Genomic DNA, 17,498 nt, shown 5'->3' with positions numbered 1-17,498 from the left:
TGCCTCGGCTAGGGCCGGGCGGTGGCGTCCGGGTGGGTGGCGTGGACGATCTGGCGGGCGGTGCGGAACATCTCGGCGCCGTGGGCGCCGTCGGGGAAGCGTTCGACGACGCGGTGGTGCACGTGCTGCCGGTAGGCGAGGGTGTTCAGGCCGGTGAAGGTGTCCATGTCGAGCTGCTGCTGGGAGGCGAAGCAGGCCAGCGCCTCCTGCTTGGCGGCCAGGTGCTCGGGGGTGCCGACGAAGAACATGTTGGGTTCGAAGTTGCGGCTGTAGGGGGAGCGGCAGTAGACCAGGTCGGCGGCTTCGCGCAGTGCTACGGCGGTGGCCTCTTCGCCGGTGACGGCGTGGTCGAGGTGTTGGTCGTCGGGGTAGTGGGTGTAGACGATGTCGGGCCGCTCCTCGGCGAAGGCGTCGAAGAGGGCGGCGTTGATCGCGCCGCGGTGGTCGGTGAAGCGGGTGTCGGGGATCGGGCTGAACGTGTACCGGCTGATGTGGAGGATCTTCGCGGCGGCCAGGCACTCGGCGCGGCGCACCTGGCCGTCGTCCTTCCCGGGGCGTCCGGCGCTCAGGCAGTGGACGCGGACGCGGTCGCCGGCCAGGGCGTGCTCCAGCAGCCGCATTCCCATGGCGAGTTCGGCGTCGTCGGGGTGCGCGACGACGGCGAAGACGGACCGGCCGGTGCGGGGGGCGTTCACGAGGGCTCCTCGGTGGTGATCTGCAGGGCGCTGTGCAGGAGGCGGCCGTCGAGGCCCTGCCAGCGGAAGGTCTCGTGCTCGCCTTGGGGCCAACGCAGGTAGTGGAGGCTGCCGACGGCGTCGACCTGGCGGGGGCCGTGCCGGTAGGCAATCTTGGAGGTCTGGCCGCCGTCGAGGTGGAACACCTTCGCCGGGTCGTGCTCGGCCTGCTCGATGAGCTGAGCGGTCTCCTGGGCGGTGGCGCCCTGGAAGCCGGGGGCCAGGGGCGCGCCGTCCAGGACGGTCAGGGTCAGGTGCCGGCCGTCGAGGGCGAGCAGGGTGCGGGCGTAGCGGGCGCCGGGCCGAAACGGCGAGGTCCCCAGGCTCTGGTCCCAGGCGGCGGTGTGCCCGGCGGCGGCGTCGGCGGCGGAGGGGCCCAGCGACAGGGCGCTGTCGATGTCGGCGACGGGGAGGGTGTCGAGGGTGGTGACGTCCACGGGCGCGCCGAGGGCGAGGTGGGCGGGCCAGGGCCGTTGGGTGCGCAGGATGTAGGCGCCGGTGAACAGGTCGGCGCCGCCGCCGGGGTGCAGGGCGGTGATCCGGGGCCCGTCGGGGGTGGGGGTGACGGTGCAGTCGAGGACGGCCGGGTCGAGGGGGGTGGTGTTGGCGGCCGGATCGACGTCGCGCCGGAACCCGGTGCGGGGGTCGTCCCGGTAGCGGATGCGGCAGTTGGCGGCGCCGAAGACGGTGAGGTGGCCGGGCGGGGCCGGGTCGGGTCCGGCCTCTTTGGAGCCGCTCCAGGTGTGCGGGCGGCCGGCGACGGTGAGGGTGCCGGCGGCGGCCAGGGCGCGTACCTGGAGGCGGCCGCGGCGCAGGAGCAGGGCGGGCTTGGCGGCGGTGGGCAGGCTGGCGGCACGGTGGTCGCGGACGGCGAGGTCGAGGCAGGGCTCGGCGGCCTGGTAGGCGGGGTCGTCGGAGATGTAGGCGAAGGCACCGGAGACCGCGGCGACGGCGGGGCCGGTGACCAGGCGGCGCAGGTGGAAGCCGGCCGGGGCGGAGACGGGCCGGCACCGGGCGCGTTCCAGGTCGAGGTCGAGGGTGTAGGTGTTGGTGAAGCGGCCGCCGCCCAGGTCGACGGGGCGGGCGGTGAGGTGGATGCCCGGTGCGACGGTGCGGGTCCAGGCGGGGGTGGGGATCGCGAAGGGGCTCTGGTCGCGGGCCAGTGACGAGACGCTGGGGGCGTGGATGCCGCGGGCGCTCAGCTCGGCGAGCGCGACCAGGTCCGGCCGGTCGCCGGCCGCCGGGGCGAGGGGGAAGTTCACTGCGCCACCTGCCGTGCGCTTTGCAGCAGTTCAGGGACGGTGAACGGCCCGGTGTCCAGCAGCCGCAGCAGGCCGCGGCGCACCCGGTCGGCGGTGGCGGGCGGGGCGGTGGGCGGGTAGGGGACGGTGCGGGCCTCCAGCCGGTACAGCAGCACCCCGGCCGCCACGGCGGCGAGGAGGTCGTCGCCGCGCCACCACCCGGCCGCCGCCGGGGCGTAGGCGTCCAGGAGCGCGGCCGTGAGCGGGTGCAGGTGCTCGGGCCGGGCCAGGTGGTGCAGGACCAGGTGGGCGAGGAGGTAGCCGACGTCGAACAGCGGGGCGCCGGTGTGCACGTTGTCGAGGTCGACGATCGCGGTGCGCCCCGCGGCGAGGCTGATGTTCTTCGGGCTCAAGTCGCCCAGGACGAGCTGGCGGCCGGGCCGGGCGTCCAGGCGGCGGCACGCCTCGTCCAGGGCGTGGTGCCCGGCGGCGCGCAGGCAGTAGCCGTAGGCGTGCTCGGAGCGAAAGAGGTCGTCGCCGTCGCCCTCGCGCAGCGGCGGAAGACCTGCGGTGGCCAGGTGGACGCGGGCCAGCGCGGTGCCCAGGCGGGTGCACTCCTCGGCGGTGGCGCCGCGCTCGTCCAGGTGCTCGCGCCAGGTGCGGCGGTCGGGGAACACGTCGGTCATCACCATGGCGTGCGCCTCGGGCAGGAAGGCCAGGACCTGCGGGAACAGGTCGGGCAGCAGGGCGTGATGGAGGGTCAGGGCGCGGTGTTCGACGGCGATCAGCGCCGGGTCGGTGGCGATCGGGATCCTGGCGAACCGGTGGCCGCGGACCTTGACGACGACGCTGCCCGCCTCGCCACAGACCCGGTGGACGTGGCTGACGTTGCCGCCGGTGCACGCGTCGACGCGGGTGAGGCGGCCGGCGTGCGGGCGGCACGCCGCAAGGACGGTGAACAGGTGCCGGCCCAGCACCTGGGCCAGGTCGGGCATGGTGCGGTGGGTGGCCAGCGGTGCGGTCATCACGCCACCCCCGAAGCGGCGAGGGCCCGCCCGGCGGGCTCCGCCGAGGCGGGGACGGGGTGGAAGTCGAGCACCGCCGGAGCGGTGGGCCGGTCGCCGGCGGCCCAGCGGCGGGCCAGCGACAGGTAGGCGGCGGCCATCAGGCGGGCCGGGCGCCGGTGGTCGGCCAGGTCGGAGGCCAGCTCGGTACGCGGGAGGCAGCCGGCCAGGTAGGAGAGGAACTCGGTGACGGCGCAGTTGCGGGCCGAGCGCTGCGTCGGCAGCACCGCGCCCGGGCCGCTGCCCTGGACGAGGTCGGCGAAGCCCAGCATCTGGTGCCGCTCCCAGCCGAAGTTCAACCGGTCGTTGCGGAAGACGTGCAGCTCGATGTGGTCGGCGCCACCCGCCGCCCGCGGGTCGACGCCCTCCCCGCCGCCGTGCAGGGTCTGCAGGATACGCAGGTGCACGGCCTGGAACGGGCCCTGCTGGATGATGTGGCTCTCCTGCCCGATCCTCCCGTTGCCCTTGTAGAGGCTGCCGGGGACCGGGTCGAGCGCGGCGCGCTGGGAGAAGGTGGTGTGGGCGAGGGTGTGGCTGCCCAGCGCCAGCACCCGGCCGCGGCTACGGTAGGCGACGTTCAGGTGCACGTCGACCTCGCCGAAGCCGGCGGTGAGTTCCAGCAGGTCCTGTTCGCTGTACGGGTTGCGCTCGGCGAAGCCGGGCAGCAGCCGCGCGTGGTCGGCGACGGTGAGCTGGGCGAGGAAGTCGCCGGGGCGGGTGCACGCGGCGTGGACCTCGATCTCGTCGATCTCCTTGCCCGGGCGCTCGCCGGCGGCCAGCCACCACGGCACGATGTCGACGTGGTGGTAGCCGGAGTGCGCGGCCTTGCCGTAACCGCTGGTGAAGCCGTGGTAGGTGAGGTCGACGAGTTCGTGGGGCAGGCGCCACTGGCCGTCGCCGTGGCTGGACTGGACCGAGGTGACGGGGCAGCCGGTGGCCTCGGCGACCTCGGCGATCAGCTCCCGCACCCGGCGGAAGGCCGGGTGCCAGCGGCGCTGGGCCAGCACGCTGACCACCATCCGCTCATCGCGCCGCAGCGCCTGGCGGTAGGCGTCCAGCAGGGTCTCGAAGTCGTCGGCGATCGCCTGCGCGGCCACCGGGTCGGTGGACGCGCCCGGGTGCACCGTCAGCGGCTTGTCGAGCAGCAGCGGCAGGCCCCGCCCGATCGCCCACAGCGCGTAGGGCAGGTGCACGGACGGCTCACTCGCCACGACGACCGCGCCGACGCGCTCACGTTCCACCACGTCCTCCAGCGCGCGTCGTACCGCGCCGGGCAGCGTGCGGCGGGAGAGGGGGAACGGCTCGACCGGGACGACGGGCATCCGCCGCGGCCGGCCGGGTGTGCCGTACTCGACCGCGGCGGCGACGTGCGGCAGGTCGACGCCGGTCACCGTCCCGGCCAGGCCCGCGTCCTGCGCGGCGGCGAGCGCGGGAAGGTGGTTGAGGCGGGTGTGCGGCCCGGCCCCGATCACCAGGACGTTCACCGGGGCGCTCACCGGGCCACCGCCGCACACCCGGTGCCGGCGCCGGCGCCGAGCAGGGGCAGGACGCCCTCGCCGACCTCGTACGCCTCCTCCAGGTGCGGGAACCCGGACAGGATGAACTCCTCGATGCCCAGGGCCGCGTACTCGGTGATGCGGTCGGCGACCTCGCGGTGCGAGCCGACCAGCGCGGTACCCGCGCCGCCGCGCAGCAGCCCCACCCCCGCCCACACGTTCGGATACACCTGAAGGTCGGCGGCGCGGCCGCTGCCGCGGAAGTCGGCGTGCAAGGCGGACTGGCGGGCCTGGCCGGTGGACTCGCCGGCGGCGAGGGTGGCCTGCACCCGGGCCACGTGCGCGGGGTCGATCCCGGTCAGCAGGCGCTCGGCGGCGGCCCACGCCTGCTCGCTGGTGTCGCGGGCCACGACGTGGAAGCGGATCCCGAACCGCACGCGGCGCCCCTGCTCGGCGGCCAGGGTGCGCACCCGTTCCAGCTTGGCGGCGACGGCGGCGGGCGGCTCGCCCCAGGTGAGGTAGACGTCCGCGTGCCGGGCGGCGATGGGCAGCGCCTGGTCGGAGGAGCCGCCGAAGTACACGCCGGGCAGCGGGTCGGGGGGCGAGAAGACGGTGGCGCCGCGCACGTCGTAGTGGGCGCCGGCGTGGTCGAACGGCTCGGGGGCCAGGGCGCCGCGCAGGACGGTCAGCCACTCGTCGGTGCGCTCGTACCGGGCGGCCTTGTCGAGCAGGTCGCCGAAGCGGGCCTGCTCGGCCGGGTCGCCGCCGGTGACGACGTTCAGCAGCAGTCGGCCCCGGCTGTGGCGCTGGAAGGTGGCGGCCATCTGCGCGGCGAGCGTCGGGGATATGGAGTCCGGGCGCTGCGCGACCAGGAACCTCAGGCGTTCGGTGTGCTGGGTGAGGGCGGCGCAGGTGATCCACGCCTCCTCGTTGAACGTGCCGGCGGGGGTGAGGATCGCGTCGAAGCCCATCTGCTCGGCAGCCCTCGCGATCTGGGCGAGGTAGCGCAGGTCGGGCGCGCGGTGCCGGCCGGCTCCGGGTGCGGCGGTGGTGTCGTGGCCGGGGCCGTGGACTGCGCGCGTGCCGGTGATCAGGGTGGCGCCGTCGCTGCCGGTGGGCAGGAACCAGTGGAACGTCAAGGGGCTCAAGGGAGGGCTCCTGGGGGTCAGTCGGAGGAGAAGTCGCCGGCGGCGCGGGCGCGCAGGCGGACAAGGAGTGGCTCGGGAACGGAGAGGGTGCCGGCCTTGCGGGTGGCGGCTTCGCGGGCGCGGCCCCGTTCGCCGGGCAGGCGCCAGGTGCCGTCGGCGGCCGCGGCGGCGCGCAGCTGGTCGGCCAGGCGGCTGTTCGCGGCGGCCGCGTGGCCGTTCGGGTCGGCGAAGGAGGGGTCGATGGCGACGAAGGCGTAGCCGGTGGTCCAGGTGTCGAGGACGTCCGCTCCCATGGGGAAGCCGAACAGGGAGCCGGTCAGGGCCTGCAGGAGGACGGACAGCGCGAAGCCGCGGTGGCCGCCGAAGACGATCGCGGAGCGGGCGGCGTCGGCATCGCGGGTGGCGTTGCCCTCCGCGTCGACGAAGCACCGCTCGGGCAGCGGCCGGCCGGTGCGTCGGTGCTCCCACAGCACGCCCATCGGGGCGAGGGTGGTGGACATGTCCGCGCCCAGCGGCTCGCCGAGGGTGGGCAGGGCGTAGGAGAGCGGGTTGACTCCGAGGAGGGGGGTGCGGCCGCCGGTCGCGAGGGCCTCGGGCCGGGAGGTGTTGGCGGCGATGCCGATCATGCCGTGGGCGGCGATGGCCTCGGTGAACGCGGCAAGGATGCCGTAGCGCTGGGTGTTGATCATCCCGACCAGGCCGACGCCGAAGCGGCGGGCCCGTTCGACAGCGGTGGCGACGGCGAAGTCGGCGCTGAGCGGCCCGATCTCGCGGTGCGCGTCGACCACCGCGAACACGCCGCGCTCGCGCACCACTTCGGGCGCTGCCTGCCGCTGGGGGAAGAAGCGGGACTCGAAGGCGAACTTCGCCAGCCCGTGGGAGGACTTGCCGCGCAGCTCCCCGGTCAGGAAGTGCTCGGCCACGCGGCGCCCGGCGCTGTCGGGGACGCCCGCGGCCGCGCACCCTCGCACCATCAGGTCCGCGAGGTCGGCGATCGGCACCCGCACACCCGGCGGTTCGGCGGGGGCGGGGCTGCGGTTGGAGGGGGCGGCGTTGGGCATGGCTCTCCCGTTCGACGGCATGGCGAAGGAGGGGACCGGGCCCGTGGCGGGCACCGGTCGGCAGAGGGACGGAGCGAGTTGGTCGGGTGTCAGGTGCGGGTGCGCCAGCGGTACCAGGCCATGGCGGAGCGCAGTTGGCCCTCCCGCTCGGCGCGGCGGCCGGGCAGGCAGGTAGCGGCCTGCTCGGCGCGGCGCCGGGTGAGAGCGGTGACGAAGGTGTCGGCCGCGGCGGCGGGCGCGGCGGCCCAGCCCGGCAGCGCCCGGCTCGCCCAAGCCTCGGCGTCGGCCGGGCGGGTGCCCGCGTCGACGACCTGGGCGAGCAGGAAACCGGAGCTGAGCCAGCCGGCACCCCGCCCGGGCCGGGCCCAGTCCAGCAGGACGGCGCCGCCGTCGCTCCGGATGAGGATGTTGCCCGGGTTCAGGTCGGTGTGCACGAGCCGGTCCCCGGCCAGCAGGCCGAGATCCAGGCCGGCGCCGAGGTGCGCCCAGCGCTCATCGGCCCGCAGCACGGCGGCACCGGGGGCCGGCAGGCGTGCGAGGTGCCGAAGGGCGCGGGCGGCGGCATCCAGGTCGGCCGAGCCCTCGGACAGGTCGGCGCACCGGCCGGGCACGTGCTCGAACAGCAGCCACCGCCAGCCGCCGGCGGTGCCGTGGTGCAGCAGGCTCGGGGAGAAGAAGCGGACGGCGGGCGCGATGTTCGCCTCGACGTCCAGGGTGGGTGCGTGGCGGTGGGAGATGGGGGTGGCCTTGAGGAACACCCTCCGGCCGGGCACGTCCAGGACCAGGCGCAGCCGGGCGGTGCGGCCGGCCGGGACCTCGGCGGCGGCGAGGACCGGGCCGGCGACCGCTTCGACGGCGGCGCGCAGCGGCTGCGGGACGCCGCTCCACCCGGTGGGCGCGGCGAGGCCGGGCAGATCGGGGGCGAGGGCCATCGGGACACTCCTTGTCCGGGGTGCGGCGGAAGGACGGTCGGGAGGGTGCGCGGGCCCGCGCTCGGGGCGGGCCCGCGCACGGCCGCAGGCTACGGCCGGTGGGCGGCCATCCGGTCGAGGACGAGGTGGCCGCGCGCGATGAGGTCCTCGCGCTGCTTGATCAGGCCGTTGCGCAGGTAGGAAGCGCCGAGACGGACGGTCAGCAGCTGCAGCAGCCGCTCCTCGTCGCCCGTCAGCGGGCGCCCGTAGCCGGTGAAGTACGCGTCGCGCAGCTCCGGCCGCTCGGCCCAGACGGCGCCGAACAGCCACACGAACTCGGCGGCGGCGACGCCGTGCGCGGCCGTGGAGAAGTCGATCAGGCCGTGGCGGCCGGTGGCCTCGTCGTACAGCCAGTTCCGGGTCTCGTAGTCGCCGTGCCGGTAGACCAGCGGCAGCTGCTCGGCGAGGCCGACCAGCTCCTTCGCCACGGCCTCGATGAGGGCGAGCTGGTCGGCGGCCAGGTGCGGGGCGAGGGGCTCCAGGCAGTCGGCGGCCTCCCGGGCCTGGTCATCCAGGTCGGCGCGGACCGCGGCGCGGTCGGCGCCGGTGCCGGGAGGGGAGGCGTCGTGCCAGCGGCGCAGCAGGCGCCCGGCGTCCTCGTACAGGCGTTGCTCGGTGGCGGCCGGCAGGGGCAGGTCGCGCACGACGCGGCCGGGCAGCGGCGTGCTGAGGATCGCCAGCAGGCCCAGGTCGGCGGCCAGCAGGCGCGGGGCCTGGGTGTCGTCCAGGTGCGCGGCGGCGTAGGCGTACCCGGCCACCTCGCGTTCGAACTCGCCGGCGCTGGGACTGATCTTCACGTAGGCGCCGCCGGTGCCGTCCTCGGTGTGCACGTGCCACACGCGGGAGGTGCTGCGCGGCCAGGAGCGGTCCTCGATCGCGGCCGGGTGGGGCAGGTGGCCGGCGACCCAGTCGCGCAGCTCGGGCGGGAACGGCTTGTCGGGCGTGGTGGGCGTCATGGTGGCGGTTCTCCGAAAGGGCTTGGAGCAGGCGGGCTTCGGTCCGGTCCGCGTCTTGCCCCCGGTTCAACGGCCCGGGGGCAGGCGGGGTGTCGGTGTGTCAGAAGTAGTCGGCGAGCCAGGGCTCGCGCTCCGCGGTGGCGGCCAGCAGCCGGGTCAGCGCCGCGCGCTCCCCGTGCACGCCGGCCAGCGCGGCGGCGGCCGGGCTGCGGTAGCCGCCCGCGTACCAGAGAGCGAACTGCCCCGAGGTCAGGGTGATGTCCGCGTCACGGGCACCGCTGGAGCCGGGGGCCAGTTCGGCACGGCCGCCGCCGACCCTCAGGGTGTACCGGGCGGTGCCGGCGCGGTCCGGGTCGGCGAGGTCGAGCACGAACTCCTCGTCCAGGTGCTCGGGCCAGCCGCGCAGTGCGACGGCGCGCACCGGGTCCAGGACGCGCAGCATCCAGGGGTGCCAGGACGTGGCCGCCGCCGTGCCGGCGTTGGCGAGGCGGTGCTGCAGCAGCGGACCGGGCGGCAGGCCGGTCCGCTCGAAGCGGGTGGTGGGGATGCGGCCGTGGTGGCGGCCGAGGAAGGCGAGCATCGCGTCGGCGGCGTCGGCGTCGGCGGCCCAGAAGTCGTGGACGACCAGCTGCCGCCCGGCAGGGGTGCGCTCGGTGGCCAGCGCCAGCACTCCGGTCGGCTCCCGCCCCGGGGCGGCGAAGGCGTAGGTCTCCAGGCCCGGGTGCTGCTCCCGCTGCCAGGCTCCCCACCACGGCGGGCGCTGCCAGGTCCCGTTCCACTGCCCGGCCAGGCGGTCGCGCAGTCGGGCGAGCTGCCCGGTGTCGCCGTGGGTGATCTCCATGGTGTCCGCGGCGGCCTGCTTGAGGGCGGCGGTCGGCACCGCCCAGGAGAACACCTGCGCCGGGGCCTGCCACCCCAGCCGGCGCACGTAGCCGGTGGAGGCGGTCCACAGCGTGGCCAGCACCGCGCCCTGCTCCTGGAGAGCGCGCACCCGCTCCTCGACGAGCCGGGCCGCGAGGCGGCCGCCGCGTTCCTCCGGGGCGACGCAGCCGCAGCCCAGGCTCGCCGCGGGCACCGGCCGGCCGCCGAAGTGCTGCGGCACCAGCAGGCCCAGGCCCCCGGCCACCACCCGGCCCGCTCGCACCGCCACGCGCCGGTCGGCGTACGGGCCCAGGCGCTCGATGTCCGGCACCGGCTGGCCGTACGCCCGGCAGGCCAGCGCCCCGTACTGCTCCCACTGGCCGTCGTCGGCCTCGGTGAACTCCACGTCCATGCTCCGCTGTCCCCTCTTACTTCTAGTAGCCGGTGGCGTCGCGGTGGGCAGCCGGGTCGGCGGGGACGAAGAAGGTCCGGGTGCCGGTGACGACCACCTCGCCGTGCTGGTTGAACCCCTCGACCCGGCAGGTGACGATGCCCTGGTCGAGGCGGCTGCTGGAGCGGCGGGCGGCCAGGACGGTGCTCCGCGCGGACAGGGTGTCGCCGACGTGGACGGGCGTCTTCCACCTGACCTCGTCCAGGGCGAGGTTGCCGGAGGTCATGCCGCTGGTGGTGCGCACCGTCATGCCGAGCACGATGTTGAGGGTGAGCATCCCGCACACCAGGACGCACGGGTGGCCGGTGCGGCGGCAGTACTCGGTGTCGGAGTGGATCGGTGCCTCGTTGCCCATCAGCGCGAGGACCTGCACGTGTTCGGTCTCCGTCACCGTGCGCGCCGGCCGGTGCTCGATGGCCAGACCGGGGACGAGGTCGTCCAGGCCCAGGCCGACGACCTCCCTGATCCGCCCGTCCTCCACCGGCCGGAACCCGGCAGGAACCCTCTGTGCCTGCTGCATCGTCAGCTCGCTTCCGTGGTCGGGATGGCGGTGAGGCCGGCGACGCGTTCGGCCCGGCGGACAACCGCGCGGGCGGCTTCGACGAGCGGCGGCCCCACCATCGCGCCGCCCACCGTGGTGATGCGCCCGCCGGCCCCTGTGGCCGCGGCGAGCACTGCCCTGGCCGTCTCCAGCTCCTGCGGGCTCGGGGCGAACGCCTGCGCGATGACGGGCAGCTGGCGCGGGTGGACGGCGACCTTGCCCGCGAAGCCCAGTTCGACCGCCTCCAGCGTCTCCCGCCTCAGTTCGCCGGGGTCGGGGGAGAAGTGCGGCGAGTCCACCGCCGGGATCCCGGCGGCGGCGGCCGCGGTGACGAGCTGCGAGCGCGGATACCACATCGCCCGGGGCGTGATGCGGCACCCGGCCGCCGCCGCGTAGTCCGCGGCGCCGAACAGCACCCCCGCCAGGCCCGGCGTCCGCACGATGTCGGGCAGGGCTAGGACCGCCCGCGGGGATTCGATCAGCGCCCACACCCGCGTGGCCGCCCTTGCGGCGTGGACGGACTGCACCACGCTCGCCACGACGTCGCCCGACTCCACCTTGGGTACCACGACCAGGTCCGGCCACAGACCCCGGTCGGCCATCGCGGTGAGGTCCCGCAACCCCTCGGGGGTGTCCACCGAGTTGATCCGCACGCCCAGCAGCGGCCCTGCGCCCCTCGGCGGGCACCGGCCGGCGAAGGTGAGGACCGACTCCCGCGCACCGGCCTTGGCTTCGGCCGGCACCGAGTCCTCCAGGTCGAGCAGTACCGCCTCGGCACCGGAGCCGACGGCCGAGGCGAACCGCGTGGGCGTGATGCCGGGGGTCACCAGCCAGGTCTGGGCACCGGGTCCGGCGGCCGCGGGCGGCGCGGGGCGTGCCCGGTCCAACGACAACTGCATGTCGATCTCCTCTCGAACAATCGAACGGTTCGGCCGGTGCGCACGTACGTCCCGGCCCGGTGGTGCGGCACGGGAGCGGAAGGCGGCCGGTGTGCGGCGGATCGGCGGCGCGCCGGATCTCCCCGCCGATACCCCGAGCGGACGCTGGAGCCCGGCTCGCCGAACTAGCCTAGAAGAACCACCTTTTGAGGAAGACTCACTGCCGGTACGGGTTTTCCCCTCGTACGCAGGAACGGGGAGGCGGGGATGGAGATGGGGATCGGGGACCGGTCGGAGATCGGTACGGTCTCGGGGTTCCTCCTGCGGCTGCTGCGCGAGAGCATCCCCCGGCCGCAGACCGGCCTTGCCGAGGACCTGGGCGTCGACCTCGGCACCCTCCAGGGCTGGGAGAGCGGGCGCCGACCGCTGGGCAACGTCCGCGCCGCGGACCTGCTGCGGCTGCGCCGCACCCTCGTCCTGCTCGGCGCCGACAGCACCCTGTTCGGCTGGCTCGACGCCGCGCTGGACGCTGACCGGATCCTCACCGCCGTTCTGCGCCCACCGGGCGACCCGACCGGACACCCCCTCGCGGGCTGGGTGCAGTCCCGCGAGACCGCGCAACTGCTTGCCTGGGCGGTACGCGGTATCACCCCGCCCGCCCTGCTCGCCGCCGCCGCCCGGCCGCGCCGCGGCCCTGCCCCCGCCGGCCCCCAGCTCGCGGCCGCCGACCGGGCGGACTTCTTCACCCACCTGCGCCGAACCGCCGAGTTGGCCGTCCGGGCGGGGGAACGCGGACAGCTCCTGCGCCGGCAGAGCCTCTACCTCGCCTCCTACGACCCGGCGGACGACGCCGAGGAATGGGCCGAGCAGGCACTGCGCACCATGCGCCCGGCCTTGGCGCTGCGCGGGTACACGCCCCGCTGGATCGAGGCGCGCACCGCCGCGACGGTCGCCGCCCGCCAGGGCGACCCCGAACTCCTGCACGACTTCGTCGCCACGCTGGACGGCGACCAGCACAGCGAACTCGCGAACCTGTCCTACTGGGCGTACTGGCTGGGCTCCATGCCCGCCGACCAGAGCGACGACGGCTTCCTGCACCAGCCCGACCCGGCCGCCTGGAACCCGCTGCACCTGTTCCAGCAGCTGGTCGGCTCGCTCCACGACGCGCCCGGCACCGTTGATTTGTACGTGCACTCCCTCACGACCCTGCTCGACCTCCACCCGTGGCTGCCGCAGGCCGACCCCGCCGCCGCCCGGCACCTGCACGGCCGGGGAACCGAGCTGCTCGACGCCGCCACCCTGTCCCCGGTATCGCGGCGCGACCTGGGGCGTGTCCACTACCGTCTCCAGCAGATGAACTGACACACCGCCAGGAGCACCACCGTGAACCGAACCGAGCTGACCGACTCCGAGAGCGCCGCCGCGGTCGCCTTCCTCTTCGAGACAGGCACCCTGCGAGCTCTGCCCCGTACCGGCTGGCGCTACGACCTCATCCCCGATCCCGAGACCGTCGCCGAGCACAGCCACCGCACGGCCGTCATCGGCCCCGTGCTGGCCGTACTGGAGGGCGCCGACCCCGCGCGCACCACCCTGCTGTGCACGTACCACGACGTCCCCGAGACCCGGCTCGGCGACCAGACGCCGATCACCCGCCGCTACGTCAGCACGGCCGATCCGCGCAAGGTGATCGCCGACCAGGTCTTCGGCACCCACCCGGCCCTCCAGGCCATGGTGGCCGCGGCCGTCGAGGAGTTCGAGGCCGGCGAGAGCCCGGAGGCCGTATGCGCCCGGGACGCCGACAAACTGGACTGCCTCCTGCGGGCCCTGGAGTACCAGGCCGTCGGCTACCCCAGCGGTGACAAGGCCGAGCGGTGCCGGGCCGCTCTGGTCACCGACTCCGCACGCCGCCTGGCGGACGCCGCGATCGCCATGGACCCGGCGCAGTGGCAGCACACCCTGCTCGGCACGCCGGCCGCGAACTGACCCGCCTTCGGCCGGGAAGAGTGCGGCGAACAGAGCGGCACGGGCGAGCACGGGCATCGGACCTCCTCCTTCACGGACCTGCACGATGGGCCCGGCCTCGGTGCTCCGCGGCCGGGGGACAAGAACACACCGAACGATCCGGTGCCACCAGGGCGCTTTCGGGGGCTCTTTCCCGCACTTCCGGACTGACTGACTCCACTTCTTTCCACGCGCTGTAGCGCCGGGAACGGGTGCCCGCCCTCATGGAAGCGCCGACCCGAGAGCGCCGGAAAGTGTCGGCGGCCCACCCCGCACGCCGTGTGCGCAGCCCGCAAATCCTGTGATTCGGCCCATACCCATCCGGACGCCAGTAGCCTTGATGCGAAGGCGAGTTGGAGGTGCGCCGATGGCTGCCGCAACCGGGGAATACCGCCTGCTGGGAGCAGCGATGCGCGCTGCCCGGGCCGCTCTGAGGTGGACTCAGGCCGAACTCGGCTCCGAGTGCGGGTACTCGGCATCGGCCATCAGCCGGATCGAAGCCGGCCGGCTGCAGCCCCCACTCGAATCGCTCGAACGCATCACGACCGTACTGGCGCTCGATCTCGACGCGCTCGGACTCACCAGCCTCGCAGGGCTGTTGGTGGCTCATCGCGCCACACTGGCTTCGTCCGGCGCTATGGTGGCGGGCAGGGCGAGGCACGAGGAGGACGACGCCATGCGCCGCAGGACCCTGTTCACCGGAGCCGTCGCCGCCGGCGCCGCGCTCGCCCTGCCGCGCACCGCCGCAGCCGCAGGCCGCGAGAGCGAGCCCTACGACGCCACCCCCGACATCGAACGCCTGCTGTTCACACCGCCGGTGCCCCAGCAGCTGCCCCTCACAGCGCTCCAGCGCTCCCTGGCCGCCGCCCGCGCCCGCTTCACCACCGCCGCCTACCACGAACTCGGGACAGCACTGCCGGACCTGATCGCCGCAGCCGAGGCCCTGCGCGGCTCCTGCACCGGACGGGAGCGCGAACTCGCGAACGCGGCCACCGCCCGCGGCTACGTCCTGGCCACCGAACTCGCCGCCAAGACCCACAGCGACCTGGCCTGGGCGACCGCCGACCGGGCTGTGCAGGCCGCCCAGCTCAGCGGCGAACCGGCCGTCGTCGGCGAAGCCGTCCGCGTACTGGCCATCACCATGCGCCGCGCCGGCCGCCCCGCCGCCGCCGTCGACCTGCTGCGCCGCACCGCCGACGATCTCGACACCCGCCCCGGGCCCGCCGCCCGCGCGGTCGCCGCCACCTTGTGGATGACCGCCGCCTACACCGCCGCGTGCAACCACGACGCCTCCAGCGCCCACGACCTGATGACCGGCGCTGCCGAAGCCGTTGACCGCCTGCCCACCGGTCTTCCGCCCCAGCAGCTGTACACCGTCGACGCCACCCCCGCACAGGCCGACCTCTACCGGATCGGCATCCACACCGCCCTCGGCCACCCCGACCTCGCCGTGCGCTACGCCGCCCGCATCGACCCCGCTGTTCTGCCGACCGCCGAACGCCGCGCCCGCCTGGGCACCGACACCGCCCGCATGTGGCACGCCCTCGGCGACGGCCCCCGCACCCTGGCCGCGCTCCAGTTCGTGGAACGCGTCGCCCCCGAGGAGGTCCGGCGCCCGGCCCTGCGCTCGATGGTCACCGCGCTGGTGTACGCGCCCATGCCCACATCCGGCGCGCGGGAACTCGCCCGGCGGATCGGTATCGCCTGCTGACGGCGCACCCGGCCCGGGCGCGCCGGCGGCAGGGTCAGGCTGGTGAAGGAAGTTCCACTCGCACGCGGTGCGCCAGGTCGCGCACCCGCACGTCGTCCCTCCACGGCTCCAGCCGCGCCACCAGGTCGTGCAGGTAGGAGTGGGCTCGCGGCGAGCGCACCGCGGTGAGGACGCCCACCGCCCGGTGCCCGCCGGCGACCGCGGGTTCGAGTTCGCCGTCGATCGCGTAGGTACTCGCCAGCACGGCTGCCCGGATGCCGACCGCTCTGGTGAAACGGTCCACCGGCATGACCTCGGCCGGCTCAGCCCAGCCGCGCGCGACCCGGGTCAGCCCCAGGTCGCGGTGGATCTCCACACTGTCCGTCGCGCATCTCTCCCACCCCATGTAGGCGATCCACGGAGGGTCGTAGCTGCCCGGTCGGATGCCGGACAGCAGGCTCTCGCACCGGGCCAGCGCCGCACCGGCACCGGTACCGTCGGCCAGCTTCGCGCGGGCGCGGGCCTCGGCCAGCTTGGCGAACGCCAGCACTCGGGGTGCGGCGTGGCCGCGTCCGCGCTCGTAGGCGGCCGACGCCATCTCCACGGCCTCCGCGGCCCGGCCGGCCAGCATGGCGGAGAGCGCCATCGTGGCCAGGACGTAGCTGCCCATCTCGATGTCGCCGGAGGCCCGGGCCAGCCGCAGCGACTGGACCAGCAGCGGGTCCGCGGCCCCACGGTGGCCGGCGTCCATGGCCGCCCAGCCCACAACCCGGGACATCTCGGCCAGTGCGGCGTGGAGCGCCTGGCCCGTCCCGGCGCTGTAGGTGCCGCGCAGCAGCGGGGCCGCGCCCTGCAGGCAGGCCAGAACCTGGCTGGAGCGCCAGTCGCCACCGCCGTGCCGGGAGTCCCACTTCTGGGCTTCGGCCGAGACGGCCCACAGCCGCTCGACGTCGCGCTGGCCCACCCGCACGCCGCCGCTCTGGGCCTCGGGATCGTCAGCGGGCCGGGCCAGCCAGCGCACCGTCGGCGTGGTGAACGCCGCGGCGCCGGGCAGACGGAGGAATTCACGACGGTGCACGGTGCTCCAGCATGTTTCGGCGCCCGCGAGGGCGGCTCGGCGGTCCTCGGGGAAATCCAATCCGACCCTGGCCGTCGACGGGGGCGCCTTGCCGAGTCCGGCATCCTCAAGGGTGACAACACGACCGAGCAGTTCCCCCAGAACTTCCACGATCCTCAGCGCGACGGCCTCGCTCTTCGGAGCCGTCCCCTCGATCCAGCGGCGGACGTGTGTGTGGTCGTAGACGCTGCGCCGGCCTGCTGCGGGCGACTTGGCGTTGATCCTGCGGGCCACCTCCGCACGTGAGAGGCCCGTTTCGTCGACCAGCGCGCCAAGGCGCGCGTTGCCCGCGCTCTCGGATGGAGACCGGCCACCGGACAACTGGCGCGCCCGACCCGCGCGAGCGTCGCCTCCGCGTGCTCGCCCCGATCGGGCGGGCACGGCCTCCTGGCCCGGACGGGCCGAGGCAGGGCTGGAGTGCGGCGCCCGCGGGCCCGACGATGACTGCGGCATCTCAACCGACCTCGATCCGGGCCGCTCGCCTGCTGCACCCGTGCGGTGTCCGGCGTGCGGTGGATCGCGGTCGGCGGTTCTTGGGTCGGCTGCCGAACGGTGCGGAGCGGACGTGTGGAGGGCGGGGTGTGGAGCGTTCGCTCATGATCAGCTCGCAGAAGGTCGGTCGCGGGACGGGTGATCGGGCGGGGCCCGGGTGGGCGCGCCGAGGACGCTCGCCTCGGCGCGCCCACCCGGGACGGTGGGTCAGGACGGCTGGCCGGCCGGCTTCGTCACGGTGCGGGAGGTCCGGGTCGCCGCGAGGTGGACACCGCCCCACAGGGCCGCCAGCCCGACGACGACCAGGAGGGAGAGCCCGAGAGTGGTCCCGGCGTGGGCCAGGCCCTGCCGGGTCGCGCCCGGGGCACCGGCCGCGGGGTGCGGCCGGGCGGCGAGCAGCACGGCCGCGGCGAGGTAGAGCGTGTCCACCCAGAGCGCGGCGCGTGCCCAGCCGTTGTGGACCTGCACGGGGTTGCTCCCGCCGCCGGCCTGGCGGCTGTTGATCCGCAGGGCGAGTGCGGTCAGGAGCGGTACGGCCACGACGGCGGCGGCGAGCGTGACGATGGTCGGTCCCCATCCGTGGAGGTCGAGCAGGGCGCGGACGGTGGCCGCGGCCATGGCGGTGAGGGCGGCGGTGTGGAAGGGGAGGCACAGGCGGTGCGGGCAGTACTTGCTGGCGGACCGGTGGGGCAGGTTCATGCGGGTATCTCGTCTCGTCGGGTGCTCTGCGGTGGGCGAGGGCCGGGCCTGCGGCGGCCGGGTGTCCTCGGCTCGGTGGTCCGGGCGCCGCTGGCGG

16 protein-coding genes and 1 pseudogene are annotated in these 17,498 nt (G+C 75.1%); 4 read left to right on the top strand and 13 right to left on the bottom strand.

Annotated features, from left to right (window positions below):
* Nucleotides 1-8: 8 nt before the first annotated feature.
* The 11 genes from ACIP60_RS24535 to ACIP60_RS24485 form a co-directional block, all read right to left on the bottom strand.
* On the bottom strand, nucleotides 9-695 hold the full coding sequence (locus ACIP60_RS24535; RefSeq protein WP_400687762.1) for a PIG-L deacetylase family protein: 687 nt from the start codon (nucleotides 693-695) through the stop codon (nucleotides 9-11).
* Nucleotides 692-1,996, bottom strand: a complete 1,305-nt coding sequence (locus ACIP60_RS24530; protein ID WP_400687760.1) for a hypothetical protein — start codon at nucleotides 1,994-1,996, stop codon at nucleotides 692-694. The genes ACIP60_RS24535 and ACIP60_RS24530 overlap by 4 nt, the downstream gene beginning before the upstream one ends.
* Nucleotides 1,993-3,000, bottom strand: coding sequence for a phosphotransferase (locus ACIP60_RS24525; RefSeq protein WP_400687758.1), 1,008 nt, complete (start codon nucleotides 2,998-3,000; stop codon nucleotides 1,993-1,995). Before ACIP60_RS24525 ends, ACIP60_RS24530 begins: the two co-directional genes overlap by 4 nt.
* Nucleotides 3,000-4,535 carry a Gfo/Idh/MocA family oxidoreductase gene (locus ACIP60_RS24520; RefSeq protein WP_400687756.1) on the bottom strand — a complete coding sequence of 512 codons (1,536 nt, stop codon included), beginning with the start codon at nucleotides 4,533-4,535 and terminating at the stop codon, nucleotides 3,000-3,002. The genes ACIP60_RS24525 and ACIP60_RS24520 overlap by 1 nt, the downstream gene beginning before the upstream one ends.
* Nucleotides 4,532-5,674, bottom strand: a complete 1,143-nt coding sequence (locus ACIP60_RS24515; protein WP_400688165.1) for an LLM class flavin-dependent oxidoreductase — start codon at nucleotides 5,672-5,674, stop codon at nucleotides 4,532-4,534. Before ACIP60_RS24515 ends, ACIP60_RS24520 begins: the two co-directional genes overlap by 4 nt.
* 26 nt (nucleotides 5,675-5,700) lie before the next feature.
* Nucleotides 5,701-6,744, bottom strand: a complete 1,044-nt coding sequence (locus tag ACIP60_RS24510; RefSeq protein ID WP_400687754.1) for an Ldh family oxidoreductase — start codon at nucleotides 6,742-6,744, stop codon at nucleotides 5,701-5,703.
* Between the two features lie 89 nt (nucleotides 6,745-6,833).
* The gene (locus ACIP60_RS24505; RefSeq protein ID WP_400687752.1) at nucleotides 6,834-7,676 is read right to left on the bottom strand and encodes a hypothetical protein; all 843 of its coding nucleotides are present in this window, start codon (nucleotides 7,674-7,676) and stop codon (nucleotides 6,834-6,836) included.
* Nucleotides 7,677-7,765: 89 nt separating this feature from the next.
* The gene (locus tag ACIP60_RS24500) at nucleotides 7,766-8,671 is read right to left on the bottom strand and encodes an aminoglycoside phosphotransferase family protein (RefSeq protein WP_400687750.1); all 906 of its coding nucleotides are present in this window, start codon (nucleotides 8,669-8,671) and stop codon (nucleotides 7,766-7,768) included.
* Nucleotides 8,672-8,771: 100 nt separating this feature from the next.
* A complete protein-coding gene (eis, locus tag ACIP60_RS24495) occupies nucleotides 8,772-9,944 on the bottom strand; it encodes an enhanced intracellular survival protein Eis (RefSeq protein WP_400687748.1) in 1,173 nt (390 codons plus the stop codon).
* 22 nt (nucleotides 9,945-9,966) lie between these two features.
* On the bottom strand, nucleotides 9,967-10,503 hold the full coding sequence (locus ACIP60_RS24490) for a MaoC family dehydratase (RefSeq protein WP_400687746.1): 537 nt from the start codon (nucleotides 10,501-10,503) through the stop codon (nucleotides 9,967-9,969).
* Nucleotides 10,504-10,505: 2 nt separating this feature from the next.
* Nucleotides 10,506-11,423, bottom strand: a complete 918-nt coding sequence (locus tag ACIP60_RS24485) for an HpcH/HpaI aldolase/citrate lyase family protein (RefSeq protein ID WP_400687744.1) — start codon at nucleotides 11,421-11,423, stop codon at nucleotides 10,506-10,508.
* Nucleotides 11,424-11,669: 246 nt separating this feature from the next.
* Between ACIP60_RS24485 and ACIP60_RS24480 the strand changes: the two genes are divergently transcribed.
* The 4 genes and pseudogenes from ACIP60_RS24480 to ACIP60_RS24465 all read left to right on the top strand — a co-directional run bounded on the left by ACIP60_RS24480 (nucleotide 11,670) and on the right by ACIP60_RS24465 (nucleotide 15,114).
* Nucleotides 11,670-12,764, top strand: coding sequence for an XRE family transcriptional regulator (locus ACIP60_RS24480; RefSeq protein ID WP_400687742.1), 1,095 nt, complete (start codon nucleotides 11,670-11,672; stop codon nucleotides 12,762-12,764).
* A 21-nt stretch (nucleotides 12,765-12,785) separates the two neighbouring features.
* Complete coding sequence (locus ACIP60_RS24475) at nucleotides 12,786-13,385, top strand: HD family hydrolase (protein ID WP_400687740.1); 600 nt, start codon at nucleotides 12,786-12,788, stop codon at nucleotides 13,383-13,385.
* 358 nt (nucleotides 13,386-13,743) lie between these two features.
* Nucleotides 13,744-13,962: pseudogene (locus ACIP60_RS24470) on the top strand (helix-turn-helix domain-containing protein); the annotation flags it as partial.
* 117 nt (nucleotides 13,963-14,079) lie between these two features.
* Nucleotides 14,080-15,114 (top strand): XRE family transcriptional regulator, encoded by a 1,035-nt coding sequence (locus ACIP60_RS24465; RefSeq protein WP_400688163.1) that lies wholly within the window; start codon nucleotides 14,080-14,082, stop codon nucleotides 15,112-15,114.
* Between the two features lie 34 nt (nucleotides 15,115-15,148).
* Here the strand turns inward: ACIP60_RS24465 and ACIP60_RS24460 are convergent, their stop codons facing one another.
* Nucleotides 15,149-16,171: a sporulation protein gene (locus ACIP60_RS24460; RefSeq protein ID WP_400687738.1), complete on the bottom strand. Its 1,023-nt coding sequence runs from the start codon at nucleotides 16,169-16,171 to the stop codon at nucleotides 15,149-15,151.
* 738 nt (nucleotides 16,172-16,909) lie between these two features.
* On the bottom strand, nucleotides 16,910-17,401 hold the full coding sequence (locus ACIP60_RS24455) for a hypothetical protein (RefSeq protein WP_400687736.1): 492 nt from the start codon (nucleotides 17,399-17,401) through the stop codon (nucleotides 16,910-16,912).
* Nucleotides 17,402-17,498 lie beyond the last annotated feature (97 nt).

The organism is Kitasatospora sp. NPDC088783 (assembly GCF_044750705.1).
In the GTDB taxonomy this organism is placed as follows: domain Bacteria; phylum Actinomycetota; class Actinomycetes; order Streptomycetales; family Streptomycetaceae; genus Kitasatospora; species Kitasatospora fiedleri.
This window is presented reverse-complemented; position numbering and strand designations above follow the sequence as displayed.

Bases quoted from the DNA above. Each gene is read 5' to 3' on its own strand.
- ACIP60_RS24465 (WP_400688163.1), top strand. From the start codon at position 14,080: ATGCGCCGCAGGACCCTGTTCACCGGAGCCGTCGCCGCCGGCGCCGCG.
- eis (WP_400687748.1), bottom strand. From the start codon at position 9,944: ATGGACGTGGAGTTCACCGAGGCCGACGACGGCCAGTGGGAGCAGTAC.
- ACIP60_RS24500 (WP_400687750.1), bottom strand. From the start codon at position 8,671: ATGACGCCCACCACGCCCGACAAGCCGTTCCCGCCCGAGCTGCGCGAC.
- ACIP60_RS24455 (WP_400687736.1), bottom strand. From the start codon at position 17,401: ATGAACCTGCCCCACCGGTCCGCCAGCAAGTACTGCCCGCACCGCCTG.
- ACIP60_RS24490 (WP_400687746.1), bottom strand. From the start codon at position 10,503: ATGCAGCAGGCACAGAGGGTTCCTGCCGGGTTCCGGCCGGTGGAGGAC.
- ACIP60_RS24505 (WP_400687752.1), bottom strand. From the start codon at position 7,676: ATGGCCCTCGCCCCCGATCTGCCCGGCCTCGCCGCGCCCACCGGGTGG.
- ACIP60_RS24485 (WP_400687744.1), bottom strand. From the start codon at position 11,423: ATGCAGTTGTCGTTGGACCGGGCACGCCCCGCGCCGCCCGCGGCCGCC.
- ACIP60_RS24480 (WP_400687742.1), top strand. From the start codon at position 11,670: ATGGAGATGGGGATCGGGGACCGGTCGGAGATCGGTACGGTCTCGGGG.
- ACIP60_RS24525 (WP_400687758.1), bottom strand. From the start codon at position 3,000: ATGACCGCACCGCTGGCCACCCACCGCACCATGCCCGACCTGGCCCAG.
- ACIP60_RS24510 (WP_400687754.1), bottom strand. From the start codon at position 6,744: ATGCCCAACGCCGCCCCCTCCAACCGCAGCCCCGCCCCCGCCGAACCG.